The 15,082-nt window shown below is 49.9% G+C and carries 11 protein-coding genes; 9 read left to right on the forward strand and 2 right to left on the reverse strand.

Annotated elements, in window-relative coordinates; genetic code table 11:
- Positions 1-260: 260 nt before the first annotated feature.
- The 3 genes from EKM96_RS00990 to EKM96_RS01000 all read left to right on the forward strand — a co-directional run bounded on the left by EKM96_RS00990 (position 261) and on the right by EKM96_RS01000 (position 3,611).
- Positions 261-1,610 (forward strand): GH25 family lysozyme, encoded by a 1,350-nt coding sequence (locus tag EKM96_RS00990; RefSeq protein ID WP_125638481.1) that lies wholly within the window; start codon positions 261-263, stop codon positions 1,608-1,610.
- Between the two features lie 21 nt (positions 1,611-1,631).
- Positions 1,632-2,276 (forward strand): hypothetical protein, encoded by a 645-nt coding sequence (locus EKM96_RS00995; protein WP_125638484.1) that lies wholly within the window; start codon positions 1,632-1,634, stop codon positions 2,274-2,276.
- A 150-nt stretch (positions 2,277-2,426) separates the two neighbouring features.
- Positions 2,427-3,611 carry an AI-2E family transporter gene (locus EKM96_RS01000; RefSeq protein WP_125638487.1) on the forward strand — a complete coding sequence of 395 codons (1,185 nt, stop codon included), beginning with the start codon at positions 2,427-2,429 and terminating at the stop codon, positions 3,609-3,611.
- Positions 3,612-3,689: 78 nt separating this feature from the next.
- On the opposite strand, the gene EKM96_RS01005 is transcribed toward EKM96_RS01000, so the two are convergent.
- Together EKM96_RS01005 and EKM96_RS01010 are read right to left on the reverse strand one after the other, a co-directional pair.
- Positions 3,690-4,997, reverse strand: a complete 1,308-nt coding sequence (locus EKM96_RS01005; RefSeq protein WP_125638490.1) for a hypothetical protein — start codon at positions 4,995-4,997, stop codon at positions 3,690-3,692.
- Positions 4,994-7,300: an SEC10/PgrA surface exclusion domain-containing protein gene (locus tag EKM96_RS01010; RefSeq protein ID WP_125638493.1), complete on the reverse strand. Its 2,307-nt coding sequence runs from the start codon at positions 7,298-7,300 to the stop codon at positions 4,994-4,996. The genes EKM96_RS01005 and EKM96_RS01010 overlap by 4 nt, the downstream gene beginning before the upstream one ends.
- An 825-nt stretch (positions 7,301-8,125) precedes the next feature.
- Here EKM96_RS01010 and EKM96_RS01015 point away from each other — a divergent pair.
- The 6 genes from EKM96_RS01015 to EKM96_RS01040 all read left to right on the forward strand — a co-directional run bounded on the left by EKM96_RS01015 (position 8,126) and on the right by EKM96_RS01040 (position 14,978).
- The gene (locus EKM96_RS01015; RefSeq protein ID WP_125638496.1) at positions 8,126-9,577 is read left to right on the forward strand and encodes an ABC transporter permease; all 1,452 of its coding nucleotides are present in this window, start codon (positions 8,126-8,128) and stop codon (positions 9,575-9,577) included.
- 13 nt (positions 9,578-9,590) lie between these two features.
- Positions 9,591-10,250 (forward strand): ABC transporter ATP-binding protein, encoded by a 660-nt coding sequence (locus tag EKM96_RS01020; protein ID WP_125638499.1) that lies wholly within the window; start codon positions 9,591-9,593, stop codon positions 10,248-10,250.
- Positions 10,251-10,534: 284 nt separating this feature from the next.
- Positions 10,535-11,932, forward strand: coding sequence for an FAD-binding oxidoreductase (locus tag EKM96_RS01025; protein ID WP_125638502.1), 1,398 nt, complete (start codon positions 10,535-10,537; stop codon positions 11,930-11,932).
- A 500-nt stretch (positions 11,933-12,432) separates the two neighbouring features.
- The gene (locus EKM96_RS01030) at positions 12,433-12,903 is read left to right on the forward strand and encodes a MarR family winged helix-turn-helix transcriptional regulator (protein ID WP_225417539.1); all 471 of its coding nucleotides are present in this window, start codon (positions 12,433-12,435) and stop codon (positions 12,901-12,903) included.
- 324 nt (positions 12,904-13,227) lie between these two features.
- Positions 13,228-13,980, forward strand: coding sequence for a nicotinamide riboside transporter PnuC (pnuC, locus tag EKM96_RS01035; RefSeq protein WP_125638505.1), 753 nt, complete (start codon positions 13,228-13,230; stop codon positions 13,978-13,980).
- Between the two features lie 80 nt (positions 13,981-14,060).
- Positions 14,061-14,978: a magnesium transporter CorA family protein gene (locus tag EKM96_RS01040; RefSeq protein ID WP_125638508.1), complete on the forward strand. Its 918-nt coding sequence runs from the start codon at positions 14,061-14,063 to the stop codon at positions 14,976-14,978.
- The last annotated feature ends 104 nt before the right edge of the window (positions 14,979-15,082 follow it).

Genomic DNA, 15,082 nt, shown 5'->3' on the forward strand with positions numbered 1-15,082 from the left:
TTCCGGTCAATTTCTTAACGATTAGTCGGCCTGACAGTTGGCCGTATCGTTGATTTAGCAGGCTTTATGTAATAAATATAATTGTAAGACGCGGTAATTAAAATGCAATCGATCTGTTACGAGCAGCACATGAAAGAAGGTTACAGTGAAAATGGTTTAAGAAATGAGGAGGTGAATGAAGGGGAGTTTTACGTGACGGGGAGCGTCCCGCACGATTAGGAGTAGGGCACACCAAATTTAAGTAGGGAAGTGCCAACATTATGTCGAATACACATCTTTGGGCCAAGCGATTAACCCAAGCCGTTGTCGCCGCGAGCGCACTACTAGGGATTGCTTGGAGCGGCCAAGTCGTCGCCCATGCCAGTACCTTGGCCATTCCGGATATTTCCGAGTGGCAAGGCAAATTAACGGATAGTCAGGTTTCAAATTTAAAAAGTCAGGTTTCATTTGTGATCAACCGGCGGCAGTATGGCTCCTCGTACACGGACCTCTATGCCGCCAACAATACCGCACTCTACGTCAAGCATGGAATTCCGTTTGGTGAATACGACTACGCCCGGTTTACGAGTGCGGCCAGTGCTAAGACCGAGGCTAAGGATTTCTACAATCGGTCGAATAAGAACGCTAAATTTTATGTGTTAGATTTTGAAGAGAACGATGTGAGTTCCGGGACCACCAACGCCGCGGTGAAGGCCTGGTATGATGAAATGCGGTCATTGACCAATAAGAATCTCGTTTTCTATTCATACCAATCGTTTGCAACCTCCTATGCCAACACGGCGCGGCAAAATTTTGATGCGCAGTGGATCGCTAACTATTCCACGACACCAACGATTTCGTACGCCCTGTGGCAATACACCGATCACAACTATTTGTCGGCTCTAAGCGAATACACCGATAATAGTCAGGCCGTCACAACCGTTCACCCGATGAGTTGGTGGACGGATGGCCTGACCACGGCGTTATCAACGGTTTCCTATGCCTATAGTAGCTACAATGCGGGTCAACACATCTTCCTACATAAGGGCGCCTCAAAGTATCAGGACGGTACGGCCATTGCCAATTCCGACCGGCAGAAGTTCTATAAGATTTCGAAGGTCAAGAGTCTCACGCAGTCGAAATCCAAGCAGGCTCTCTACATCAGTGAGCTGGGTAAATGGGTTCTGTCCCAGGATGCGTCGGGCTTCTGGGTCGGTCAACATGGGTCCTTTAATCTGACCCACAAATTGAATATTTATTCTGACTCGAGTCTGAGCAAGAAGACGGGAAGTTACTATGTCTCTGGCGATACGGTGGCCGGCAAGGTCGTCAAGGCGCCAAGTGGCAAGTCGTATCGGATCAAGACTAATCTAGGTTATATTTCCGCCAACACGCAGTTCTCCAATCACGCCTATTACGAATCGGTGGCTGCATCTAAGACGTTGACGACTAAGAAAAAGTTGTACGAATACAAAAAGTCTTCGTTTGCCAAGTCTAGCCGGTCCACGGCGGTTGCCAAGGGAACGAAGCTGAAGGTGACGGCGGTGAAGAAGCGGTCAACCGGGTCGCGTTACTTTGTCTTGAGCAATGGCAAATACGTGACGGCTTTGCGGAGCTACGTTAAGGAATAACGGAAGAGAGGTTGAATAAATATGCAACGAAAGACGAAAATCATTACCGGGGTTACCGCCGCACTGGCCATCGTGACGCTGGGATCAGGAACGGCCTTGCAGATGCATGCCGCCAATAACGTCAGTTCGGTGAGCCAGACGACCGCGCCAAAGACGGCCAGTACTGATAGCACCAAGTTGGCGGCCACGTCAACGAGTGGTACCAAGCAAGCTTACACCGTTAAATACACGGATAAGAGCACCGAAGGGAATTCGGCAACTTTTCAGAAGAAAACCTACGGATCGGCGGCAACGGCGGCCGATCAGGTGGACTACGTCGGCAGCGCCAGTGGATCCACGGTGAAGTTGAATCACGGGACCAAGGCCGTCGTTCAGGGAACCATGGGTCACACCTATGTCCATTGGACCAAGGGCGACTGGTCGGTGACCGCCGTGACCGACAATGCCGATGTGACCGGGACGCCCACCCAATTTGCTAAGCAGGTGAATCAACAAATCGCCAAGAGTCATCTGCCTAAGCGGGCGGATACCGGGGCCATCACGGTTTACAGCCAGGATGAACAGAATGAGACGAATTCCGTGAGTTGGCAACAGGGCAAGCAGCTTTACCAAGTTAGCGGCACCTCGGCTGATGCCACGGTCAAGGTCGCCCAAAACGCCAAATAGTTCGGATGGTTGATGAAGCAGTCGTGAGGTCAGGGCTGCTTTTTCTATGGTGTGGTGGCCAGAGTGACCGTCTCGCGAATTTTTTCGATCTGGACTGGTCAGGAGCGACCGTTAGCCGTACACTTAAAGTACTGAACGGAGGGGGTTGCCGTGAACAAACAGGGCCAGTCCGAATCGGGATTCTCCTGGTTTTATCGACGCTTTTTAAATAATCATATAACGATTCTTCTATTAAATATCTTCCTGCTATTATTGGTCATTCATGAACTGCTACAAAACGCTCAGTTGCTAACGCCAATCTGGCGGTTTATCAGTATCACCACGCCATCCTTGGTGGTGGCCGGAATCCTATTCTACGTGTTAGATCCGTTCGTTCACTTCATGGAACGGCGGTTGCACCTGAATCAGGGGACGGCGATCGCGATTGCCATGGTACTGACGGTCGCCTTGATCGCGTTGGTCTTCATCCTGTTAATTCCATTTCTAGCGCGCCAAATGGCGGGGGTGATTGCGTCCTTGCCGCAGTTCTCAAATGATATGTTCCGCCATTTCAATCGGCTTAACCGAGAACACCATTGGCTGTCGAGTGATACGCTGGCCGACATCAATAGCCGAGTATCGACGTACTTCTCAAAACGCGGCTTTAACATCTTGACCGGGACGCTGACTTCTCTCGGCAACGTGGTCACCACGGTCACGGATTGGGTCATCACCCTCATCACGGCGCCGTTGGTGCTGTTCTTCATGTTGAAGGATGGCACGCGTTTTCCCCACTACGTTAGTCAAGTGGTGCCGACGCGGTATCGTAAGCGTTTTGTGACGATGCTGGCGCAGATGAATCAAAAGGTTAGTTCGTATGTTCGTGGTCAACTGACCGTGGCCTTCTGTGTGATGGCGATCTTCACCGTGGGCTATACGATTATTGGCTTGCGCTATGCCTTACTGATTGGCCTGCTAGCTGGGCCGTTGAACCTAATCCCGTACTTTGGATCGGCGATTGCGCTGGTACCGGCGTTGATCATTGGTTTTCTAACCAGTCCCTCGATGCTGATCGGGGTGATCGTGGTCTACCTGATCGAATGGGTGCTGGAGACTCAGGTCTTATCACCACTGATCATGGGGAACAGTCTGGAAATGCATCCCATTACCATCGTTTTCGTGCTGTTGGCCGGGGGTAAAATGTTTGGGTTGATCGGCGTGGTCTTCGGGGTTCCTGGTTTTGCCATCCTGAAGGTTTTCGTCGTCACCGCCTTTCATCTGTATCAAGAGTATTCCGCCCTGTATCCGGATATTTTACCGGATGAGGAAGACCTGGATGATTGGGAACAAGACTAAAAATGGCTATACACAAAGAGGCCTGCTCAACTAAATTTGTTGAGCGGGCCTCTTTGTCGGTTAATCAGTTAAAGTTTATTAGTCTTGGTTACGACGACGGCGAGCGCCGAAGAACCAGGCGAAGACGGCTGCGGCAACGACAACCAACCCGCCTAAAAGGTAGAGTTGATGCTTGTCATTTTCCTTGTTCGCCGCGGATTCCTTGTTGTTTGAAGCGGAAGCCTGTTTCGTCGTTTGCGTCGTGGTCGAATTAGAATTGTCCGACTTGGATTGCTTGTCGGTAGTCTTCTTGTCCTTAGAAGATGCGGCCTTATTGGTCTTCTTAGAGGTGTCAGCCTTCGTTGCGGCGTGGGCCACGGTTTCACCCGTAACTTGATCGAGTGCATGGGTGACGGCTGGAATAACGGCCGTTAAGGCACCTTGCGCCTGGTTACCAGCAAAGGCCAGGACAGACGTCCCATTATGACTACCAGAGCGAGAGGTGGTTAACGTTGCCCGATGACTGGTCCCGGTTGAAGCGCCAGTACCCTTGGCAGCAGTCTTGCCAGATTGCTTGGAAGACTTGGTCGACTTCGTGCTCTTCTTGGTCGACTTTTTAACGACCTTGGCTGGTTTCTTGCCAGTATCGGTGGCTGGCTCGCCCGCGGTGTGCGTCGTTGAGGTGTCCGTGTCCGGCGTTGCGGGTTGCGTTGGTGTTGTCGTGGTTGTACCGGTTTGGCCACCATTATTGTGGTTATTATTGGCAGCGGCAATTAACGCGTCCAGAACGGTCTGCCGAACCGTGGCCAGCTTGCTGTCGGCCTGCTCCTTGGCAGTCTTAGCTTGACTGAGAAGGTCTTCGTCAGTCGCTAATAGCGCTTTGGCTGCGGTCAGTGCCGTGTCAGCAGCAGTACTAGCGTCCTGTGCTGATGAAAGAGCTGTTTTGGCGGCCTCGACGGCAGCGTCGGCGTTACTTGCATCAGTCGATGCGGTATCGAACTTACTTTGAGCATCACTCGCCGCGGTCTTGGCAGCGTCGGCAGTGGATTTAGCGCTGGTAACCTTGCCATTCAGCGCTTTTTGATTATCACTAGCGGATTGCGCGGCACTGGAGGCTGCGGCACTAGCGGTTGCGGCCTCGTCAGCGGCAGTTTTGGCTGCGGCAAAATTAGCTGCGGCCGTTGTGTAGTCACCTAACTTAGCCCTCAAATCGTTGAGCGTTTTTTGAGCATCCGAAGCCGTAGATTTCTGGCCAACTAACTGGGTGTTTAGTTTATCCAGGCTAACCTGCGCATTTGAAGCTGCAGTCGAATCAACGGCGGCATCAGATGAAGCATTGGTGTAGGCCTCACTGGCAGCGGTGTCAGCGACTTTAGCATCTGAGAGGGCCCCTGATGTGCTAGTCACAGCATCGCTGGCGTATTGTTAGTTGTCGTGGCAGCATCGAAGGCCGCTTGTGCGGGAGTAATGGCTTCCGAATCAGTCGTTTTTGTCGTATTAGCTTCGGTAAGCGCAGCGGAAGCCGTGTTAACAGCGTCTTGTGCCTTGGACTGGGTGTCTTGTGCTGTAGCTAAGTCGGCTTGTGCTGTAGCTAAGGTGGCGTTGGCCGCCTTTAAATTGTTTTGAGCAGTGGTGTTGTCGGTATTCGCAGTATCGAGGACGCCTTGTTGAGTTTTGAGTTGAGGGGTTAAATCATCAACTTTTTTCTGTGCGGCTGCGTTATCAGCGGCAGTGGTATCGGTAATGACGGTCCCAGCTGAGAATTTCGTCGGATCCGGAATGTAAGCCTTGGAATCTAAAACCTGTTCAAAGTGAATTTGATCAAGTCCGTCAATGGACAATCCAAAGTAGTTTGTGACCTTGTCGGTGTCGGCAACGCCAGATAGGGAGATTGCGTGACCAAAGTTGGCAGATTGATCACTAAACATCATTTGAATAATGGCATTGTAAATACCTGCCTTAACATCGTCCAAGGTTTTGTGATCAGCAAGCATGCCCTTTGATTCGGCGTTTTCGTAGTAGTTACCACCGGCGTTTAAACCGTAATTGCTGGCAACGGATTTAATGGCGGCATCATCGTGGCGTCCCTGAGCATCAAGGTCCCAGTTATCCGTGTCATATTGAGCCGCGATGTCCTTGGCGAAGGCCATCATGGTGGTTGTCAGGATGACTTGTGGCTCTCCAAGCTGTGTCCGTATCTGATTAATCAGCGAAGCAGCGAACTTGCCGAGGTCTTCATATTGATCGGCGGTCAATGAATCGGCACCGTTGTAGTCAATGGCCACATCACTGGGATTTGATTGGTATTTATTACTTTCCATGGTGGCGCCTGGATTAGCGATAGTTGTTAAATCCGCGGCTATTTGGGCGAGCTGTGTAGCAGCTGTGGTCTTATAGGAATTAGTCTTTGCTAATGTAGCTGATGCTGCGTCACGGGCAGCCGAGTTAGCAGCTGTGGGATCGTCTGTATACTTTTGTGATGCATCCATAAATGCGGCATCATCCGTCTCATACTCCGCAGCATACTCGTTATACATGTCAGTTGCTTGCGACATCTGGACTAGTGCAGCCGAATCCATGCCAGCTGGTAATGTGATGGTACTTGGTGTTTGGATGGTTGCTGATGCGGAGCTGATTGCCGCCGAAAGTGAATTGGCCGCGGACTGAGCCGTTGAAGCGGCGTCAGATGCCGTTGTCGCGGCTAAAGAAGCTGTTGATGCAGCATCAGAGGCCGTTGAGGCCGCGTCTGATAATGGCTTGATAGCATTCTTAGCAGCAGTTAAGGCTTCGTTGGCAGTCTTAAGTGCAGTTTCTGCCTCAGTCACTTGGACAGTCGCATTTGTCAGCGCATCCTTAGCGTCATTGAGTTTTGTCGTCGCATCGTCCAGAGCGGTTTTGGTTGTGCCGGCCTTTGCGACGGCGTCATCGTAGGCACCTTGTGCTTGGTCCAGGGTAGTCTTGGCGGCCGCTTGGGCAGCCAATTTTTGTGCGGCTAAGGCACTAGCATCTTGAGCCGCAGTATTAGCCTTGGTTACCGCTTGGCCTTGTGCCGTAATGGCGTCCGAGGTGTTCTGGACATCGGTGTTGTCTTGGCCGACAACCCCCTCTTGAGTGGTGATCTGCTTATTCAGATCGTCGATATTAGCCTGTGTGGCATCGGCAGCGGCCTTTGAAAGAACATCCGCTGATGATTGGGCAGCGGCGGCAGACTTTGCAGCATCGGCGGCTGATGAAACAGCAGCATCAGTGGAACTCTGGGCCGCTGCACTAGCACTGGCCGCCTGGTCACTGGCATCGCTGGCGTTTTTGGCCGTCTCGTTGGCCTTATCCAACGCCGATTGGGCATCGCCCTTGGCAACGGCTGCCGAGGATTGGTTCTTGGTTGCATCGGCAAGACTCGTCTGAGCATTGGAGACCGCGGTGGAGTTAGTGTTGGCCGCGCTTTGGGCATCGGTAACGCCTGATGTGTCCTTGTCGACAACGCCTTGAGCCTTGTCGACTGCCGTACTTGCGTCAGAGGCAGCACCACTGGCCGCCTGAACTTCTGGGTTGGCTTCAACTTCAGCGTTTAAGGCGTCCTGTGACCCTTGATTGGTGGTTGTGTCACCGGGTGTGGGGGTGGTGTCGGCGTTAGCCATGACACTGTTCGTCATGATGGTTCCGGCCAGCACCGCGGTGGTTCCGGCAATAATTTGAATAGTTTTTTTCATAAAAGTAATCTCCCTTGGATAACAAAATAAGTAAATGAAACTTACAAATGCGACGAGCGGCAATCATCATCAACCGCCGTCTTAACCAGGAATGATTTCCAAATTAGCGGTATTAGTGGTGGTAAAACCAATGAGTTTTTTGGCCAAAGACGCGACTCTGAAGATGAAACTAGTCGTGAGGGTAACTAACAATCATTGGCGATGGATGAAAATAACTATGAAAAATGTTGATTTAAAATGAATGCGTGAAGCCACTGTCGACCTGGTCCTAGTTATAACGTCAGGATCGACAACCCGTTGCCAACGGCAAATCCCCCTTTTAAATCTGAAAACATTTTCACTGTATATTTCTTTGGTGTAAAACTATTTTGCCCTTTAGTGTACACCTTTTTTTCTGCATAATAAACACTATGTTTTTGTAACCTGGTTTAGTAAATAATTATCATGAAAAAAGTCGTTAAAAGACTGATAGAACAATAGGCAGCGCCTGATGTGTATCGAAAACTCATTTATGAAAATGGTCATAGTTGGGTGGGATGAAAGGGCTACCAATGAGTCAATGCTTTTCGGTTGTCTGACGGTGGGACGAGGTGAATTAGGACCGAACATTTACCCCATTTTTGGTCAATCGTGAAGGCGTGAACGACGGGACTTAACGGATTATTAAACGACTACCTAAAAATTAACACCTTTGAAACGTTGATACACCATGGAATCCCGCCCTAATCGGCTAAATTTCCCGCCAACGAGTTTCGCCAGATTTAGGTTTGCGATAAGTCCGCTTTGCCATAATCGATCACATGTTTAGAAATGGAGGCGACCCAAGTGAACTTTATCAAACGGGCCTGGTTAAACGTGTGGGCCAAGAAGGGCCGGTCAGTCTTACTGATTCTGGTCTCGTCGGCGATTCTCATGTTTGTCTTGGCAGGATTATTGATTCGCAGTGCCGCCGTTAAGGCGACCAATCAAGCAAAGGCTGATGTGGGGGCGACGGTGACCCTATCGGCTAATCGGCAGGCAGCGTTCAAAAAGATGCAGAGCAGTAGCTCTAGCAGCAAGAGCAGTCGGCCAAAATTGTCGTTAACGCCGGTTAAGTTGAGCGATGCCAGCAAGATTGCTAAGCTGAGCAACGTCAAGAGTACCAACGTGACGAGCAGTACTGCCGTCAACGCCAGCTCCTACGACGTGGTGTCGACCAGCAGTAGCCTGGGCGGCAACAGTGGTGGGCCGGGTGGCATGAAGTCCAGCACGAGTTCCGGCGACACTCAGATAGATGGGGTCACGGCGACGAGTCTGGCCACTGATTTCAGTAGTAAGCAGAGCAAGATCACTAAGGGTCGTGGGATCACCGCGGCAGATAAAAATACCAACCATGTGGTGATCGAGAAGGAATTGGCGAGTCAGAACGACTTGACGGTGGGCGATACGGTCACCGTCAAGGAGTCCAGCGGTGATAAGGCAAAGGTCAAGATGACCATCGTTGGGATCTACAAGGCCAGCTCGACCAGCTCCAGTAGCGCGGGGCCAATGAGTACCGATCCTTCAAATACGATGTACACGTCCTACACCTTGGCGAATACGTTCAAGGGGAGTAAGTATGCGGGAACCGCAGACTCCGTGACCTTTAATGTTAGGAATCCGGCCAAGGTCGGCAGCCTGAAGACCGCCGGTAAAAAGCTGATTAATACCAGCAAGTATTCCCTGAGCACGGACGATTCCAGTTACCAAACGGTGAAGGCCTCCATGAACAGTGTCGAGGGTTTTGCCAACAAGATCGTCTGGCTGGTGGCAATTGCCGGAACGATTATCCTAGCACTGATTGTCATCCTGATGATTCGCGAGCGCCGCTTTGAAATCGGCGTCCTGCTGTCATTAGGCGAGGCGCGGTGGAAGATTATCGCCCAATTCTTTACGGAAATGCTCATGGTGATTGTGGTGGCGGTTGCCATCGCGGGAGCCGGCGGTAAATTCGTTGGGGATCAACTGGGATCACAACTGGTTGCGCAAAGCACGACAACCCAGACCACCAGCACGAGTGCGAGTGGTCAACCAGGCGGCGGTGGCCAACCGGGTGGTAACGGTACTCGTGGTGGTGGGCCCGGTAATACCGGCTCAACTAGTAAGCAGGCTACTAAGAAGACCGATCTCGATATCAGTGTGAGCGCCGTCAACTTAGCCGAGCTCGGCGGATTTGGCCTGGCAATCACGTTCCTGTCGATCATGATTGCCTCGGGCGGCATCCTGCGTCTGGAACCGAAGAAGGTTTTGATTTCCTAAGGAGGACTTGCGAATGTTAAAGACAACGGACCTGGGTTATTGGTATCAGGACAAGCAACAACCCTTATTTGAAGGGATCAATCTCGAATTCGAGGCCGGTCAATCCTATGCCATCATTGGCCATAGCGGGACGGGTAAGACGACTTTTCTTTCATTAATTGCGGGACTGGATCGGCCCAAGGCCGGCGAGATTAGTTTGGACGGGAAGTCGTTGTCTAAGATCGGCTTAACAACCTATCGACGCCACGATGTTTCCATCGTCTTTCAGGCCTACAACCTGTTTACCTACATGTCGCCGCTGAACAATCTCATGACGGCGATGGCGATCACAGCGGCCGAGCATGCCGGCGACCGGGACTATGCACAGAAGATTCTAGAAGACTTGGGAATCGGCGCGGATCTCATCAATCGAAATGTTCAGCGCCTCTCGGGTGGGCAACAACAGCGAGTGGCCATTGCGAGAACGATGGCCTGCGATGCCAACCTGGTGGTGGCCGATGAGCCGACCGGGAACCTGGATGAAGACAACACCAAAGAGGTGATTGCTCAATTCCAACGGATTGCCCACGACCAGCATAAATGCGTGATCATTGTCACGCATGAACCCAATGTGGCCGACCAGTGTGACCATCAGTATCGTTTGGAAAATAAGCAGTTTACCGCCGTCAGTTAATGACAAGTGGCATTAAAGAAAGCCCCGCACAACTTAGGTTGTGCGGGACTTTTTGTGATTAGTTTAAATGGTGGTGACCGGTTGACAATTGGACCTAAAATGATGGGATCATGAGCGGTTTATTCATGGACAGCGGCTCCCTTTAATTTTGTTACCCACAGTTTACCCACAAATTAAGTTGAGAGGTTCAGACGTCCCATCGAAAGAAATAATCGTTAAAGGTAAAAACTAGTGGTAAGATGACCAATGACTTAAAAATAACTAACAAAAAGAAGGGTGTTAGGATGACAGTATTCAGTGCATATTCGGATGAAGAAATCTTGGCGGATTTAAAGAGTCAAGTTGTCGATGGAACGGTCGCAACCGATACCGCAACATTGCAGGAACAATCATTTAATTCTCGGGCAACCGGTGGCGACAACAGTGGCTTAGCGCGAGCGTTTGTTGAGGTTGCCAGCGTGACGGATATTCAAGGGGTACTGCACGTGGCCCGAAAGTATCACATTGCCATTATTCCGCAAACCACGGCAACCAGTACTGTGATTGGTTCCGATGGGATTGCCGGCGCCATCATTCTTTCCACTCGTAAAATGAATGAAATCCTAGAAATCAGTAAGGAAGACTCCGTGGCCGTCGTTCAACCCGGTGTGGTTAACGGCAATCTGGATAAGGCAGCCCGTAAGCAAGGCCTGTTCTATGCGCCAGATCCTGGCTCTAAGCCCATCTCGTCCATTGGAGGGAATGTCTCCACGAATGCCGGTGGGATGAGTACGGTGCGTTTCGGTGCGACCAAGGATAACGTCCTAGGCGTTAAGGCCGTCTTGGCCGATGGCCGGGTCGTTAAGTTAGGTGGTCGGACCTTGAAACAAGCCTTTGGTTATGACCTGACGCAACTCTTTGTGGGGTCTGAAGGAACCCTGGGCATTATCTATGAAATTACGGTTAAGTTGATGCCAATTCCGTTAGGCAAATCAGTCATGGGGGTGGCCTTCTTCGATGATATGGGCGCCTTAGCCAAGGCCGTCACCGCAGTGCGGATGTCAGGCGTCTACCCAAGTATGCTGGAAGCTTTGGATGGCAACACGGTGGTTGCGTTGGATCGGTTTGAAGATACGCACTATGCTGATAACAGCGGCTCCATGCTGATCTTCCGTCTGGACGGGAGTAGCGATGAAAGTGTTCAGGTCTTAAATGACCTGCTGGCCGAATATGGTGGTCAACACGTTCAGGTCACCACCGATCCCGAAGAACAAGCCGGACTGTCCAAGTTGCGGCAAGATATGCTACCAGCCGTCTTCGCCGGTCAGAATCATCTGATGGAAGATATGGCCATGCCACTCTCCCAATTAGCCCCAATGATGGATTACCTGCAAGACCTTGGCAAAGAGATGGGTATTAAGATTTATACCGCCGGTCATGCCGGGGATGGGAACGTTCATCCAACCTTTGTGTGGTCGAAGGACGAACCAGAAACGCCCGAGGTCATCATCGAAGCCCTCCGGAAGACCTTCTGGAAGACCCTCGAATTGGGTGGAACCATCTCTGGTGAACACGCTGTGGGGATGTTGAAAAACCAATGGAACAATCCTGAACTTGGTGAGACGGTTGACCTATTACAGCATCAAATCAAGGACCTGTTTGATCCAATGAATCTGTTGAACCCTAAGCGGAAGATCGATTAGGTCAACCGATTGGTTGGTTATTGAGATCGTTATAATCATGACAGGTGTTAGTTAATAATCCGGTTAGCCGGATTACCCTAAAAAGGTTCATTCGGTAATCAGTCGATAAAAGGCCCGTACATCGCGATTTCTCGCGAGTCCGGGCCTTTTCGATTCTAAAATTTTGCAAAAGAGCCGACAAAAGGAAATTTTATTGTTACAATTGAGCCATAAATATTAGGTAACCTTACAAACCGTTGTCAGGAAGTTTGGTACACAGACCAATCAAAACGATTTTATTCGTTCCGGTCTGACGCCCGTCTGTAAAGGGATTGTATCCCACATGTCCATTTTATATGGTAAACTTTTTCACATTTCGGCGAGTAATGCTTGCAATTTATGGAGTTCTTCTTTACTATTAAATGTATAGATATTTCTATGGGGTCAACCATTTTGCATATTGCTAATCATGTTAATTATATCGACGGTTAGTGAGTGAAGATAAGGATATGATGAATATTATGTCAAAGAGTAAGGTCGTTCATGCGGAAAGTTTCTTTGAATCTTACATGGGGTTGAAACGGGAGTTAGAAAAGTCTGCAACTCGGTTCCAGCGGACTATGGGGATCTCAGTGGATCAATATGCGATTTTACACCATATTTTAGAGAACCCGGGGAAACTGACGTCAGCCACAGTCGCGGATAGTCGGGGGATTTCGCGGGCGGAAGTTTCACGAGGGATTTCTCAGTTAATTCGCCGAGGATACGTCGTTCAGAGCTATCAAAGCACCGACCGGCGTGTTCGGCCATTGTCGTTGACGGCGGCGGGGGAACAATTAGAAATTGACTGTCATGATGCGTTAAAGAACGCTGCGAACACCATGAGTCGAGTCGATCTGGTCGACCAGGGTAGTGAATTTACAGTGGGTCAGTTGACACAAATGTTGGCGGCCATCACCACGAAAGATGATGCTGATTCAGTAGAGAAGTAAAAGGATTTATAGTCCGGTGAAGAATTGACGGGTAATCGTCAATTCTTTTTTTATGGCCTGATTTAGCCACACATTTAGCGATGTGGACAAATCGACCTAGCCGATAAAAGTTGTTTCACAGGGCGCCCAGCCTAAATGAAAACGGTTAAGTTACCCTGGTTTTCCATGAAACAAATCTGAATTTTACGGCCAATTCGCGTAAGTTCCATGCTATAATCAATCCTGTTGTTCAAAAACGACACCACAATATATTGTGCTCATAGCCAAATCTCACCGGTGAGTAACACTAGATATGACAATTATTTTATAAGGGAGCGCAAGCATATGACGCATTATTTTCAGTTTCTATCGCATCAATTAAAAGGGTGGCCCCAACAGAATTATTACTTATTCTTCTTTAGCTTGGGTTGTCAGGTCATGACTTTGGTTAGTTCACCAATCACTTGGCTGACGGTCTTAACCTTTATTGGGACCACGCTGGGTGTGCTCTGCGTCCTGGCGATCAACGCCGCCAAGTCGGTTAATGGTTTCCTAGGCGTTGTCTCGGCCTTTTGTTTCATCGTGACCGGGTACGCCGCTAAGAATTACCTGAGCATTTTTGAACAGGTGGCCTACGTGGCGACGTTAGATATCCCCGTCCTCTTGAGTGCGAGCTGGAACGTCAATATGGCCTCAAAGATTCGGCGCTTTACGGGTAAGTCATGGGCCATCGCCGTGGCTTCAACGGTCGTGGTCTACCTGGTTGCCGGTTGGGGCATTGGCACATTTACCGATGATCCACGGCCTTGGGTCGATGCGATTAGCTTTGCCATCAGCTTGTCGGCGGGCGTAATTTGCTTCCTGCGCTTCAATAATCAATACGTCTGGTGGATTGCCTCAGGGTTGGCACAAATGGTTCTTTGGTTTATTTCCTTCCGCCAAGGTTCGGCGACACTGGCCATGTTTATCAATAGCTCAATCTACCTGTTGAATGACGTCTTGGCCTTCACGATTTCACCGTGGTATAACCAGAAGGAACGGCAACGCGTGATGAAGCAAGAGGCCGCCTATGCCGCCAGCTTAGAGCAGGCGGACTAGCTCGTCATTTGTATTTAGAAGGCAAAATTTTGGCGGTCGTGGTACACTTAAACCAATGTTTTTTAGAGGAGTGAGCGGCCGTGATTGTCGAAAGAAAAATCGGAACGAGTGACCAAAACCTAGTCTGGGTGATGGCAATGATGGAAGACGATAGTGACCGTGAAGCCTTACAGGTCAAGTATGGCCTGACGGATGAAATCATTACTTATGTGACCGACGTTAACGAACGGTCGCACTATGACCGTGATGAATACTTGAATACACAACTGATCGTTTTTCACGTGCCCGTCGTCGTTGACCAGATCTCGCAGCGCTACATTACGCGACCGGTCACGTTTCTGTTGAAGGGTAATCAGATCTTTACCATTACCACGAAGCGTACGCAATGGGTTAACCAGACCCTGACGGAACGGTTGAAGCTCGAGACGATTGCCGATACTAATGAATTCATGTTAATTGGGCTGTTTATTCTGTTTGACCAATTTATCCCCCCAATTCGCAAGATTAATGCGGAACAAAACCGGCTGGATAAACAACTGAATCAGTCCCCAGATAATAAGGATCTAATTGCCCTATCTAACCTGCAACAGAGTCTGGCCTACTTCGTGAGTGCCACGCGTAACAACGCCATGATGGTATCAAACCTGAGTAGCACACCATTTGGCAAGCAGCTCTCTGACCGCAACAATGAGCATCTGGCGGATGCGGTCATCGAAGCCCGGCAAACCTCTGAAATGACGGCCATTGAAGCCGACGTTGTCGATCGGATATCGCGAACTTTCAATAACGTCTTAAATAATAACTTGAACGATACCATGAAATTCCTGACTATTTGGTCATTGGTCTTAACCATTCCAACGATTGTCACGGGATTCTATGGCATGAACGTTAAACTCCCCTTTGCTAACCAGGGACTCTCCTGGGTCATCACCGTCCTCATTATGGTAGGAATCATGATTTGGGTGGCCATCGCATTACGGCATCGCCACTTCTGGTAAGGGAACGATTAAGCTCACAGCTGAATGGCTGTGGGCTTTTTTTGCCGAAATTAATCCTTGTATTTTCGGCGACAGTGTTTTAACATTGTTAGCTGACTAACAAA

Origin of the sequence: Levilactobacillus tangyuanensis (assembly GCF_003946545.1) — a bacterium.
GTDB lineage: Bacteria > Bacillota > Bacilli > Lactobacillales > Lactobacillaceae > Levilactobacillus > Levilactobacillus tangyuanensis.

What these genes read in the sequence shown, in the direction of transcription:
- EKM96_RS01020 (WP_125638499.1), top strand. Translation starts at nt 9,591, where the DNA reads ATGTTAAAGACAACGGACCTGGGTTATTGGTATCAGGACAAGCAACAA.
- EKM96_RS01030 (WP_225417539.1), top strand. Translation starts at nt 12,433, where the DNA reads ATGTCAAAGAGTAAGGTCGTTCATGCGGAAAGTTTCTTTGAATCTTAC.
- EKM96_RS00990 (WP_125638481.1), top strand. Translation starts at nt 261, where the DNA reads ATGTCGAATACACATCTTTGGGCCAAGCGATTAACCCAAGCCGTTGTC.
- EKM96_RS01025 (WP_125638502.1), top strand. Translation starts at nt 10,535, where the DNA reads ATGACAGTATTCAGTGCATATTCGGATGAAGAAATCTTGGCGGATTTA.
- pnuC (WP_125638505.1), top strand. Translation starts at nt 13,228, where the DNA reads ATGACGCATTATTTTCAGTTTCTATCGCATCAATTAAAAGGGTGGCCC.
- EKM96_RS00995 (WP_125638484.1), top strand. Translation starts at nt 1,632, where the DNA reads ATGCAACGAAAGACGAAAATCATTACCGGGGTTACCGCCGCACTGGCC.
- EKM96_RS01010 (WP_125638493.1), bottom strand. Translation starts at nt 7,300, where the DNA reads ATGAAAAAAACTATTCAAATTATTGCCGGAACCACCGCGGTGCTGGCC.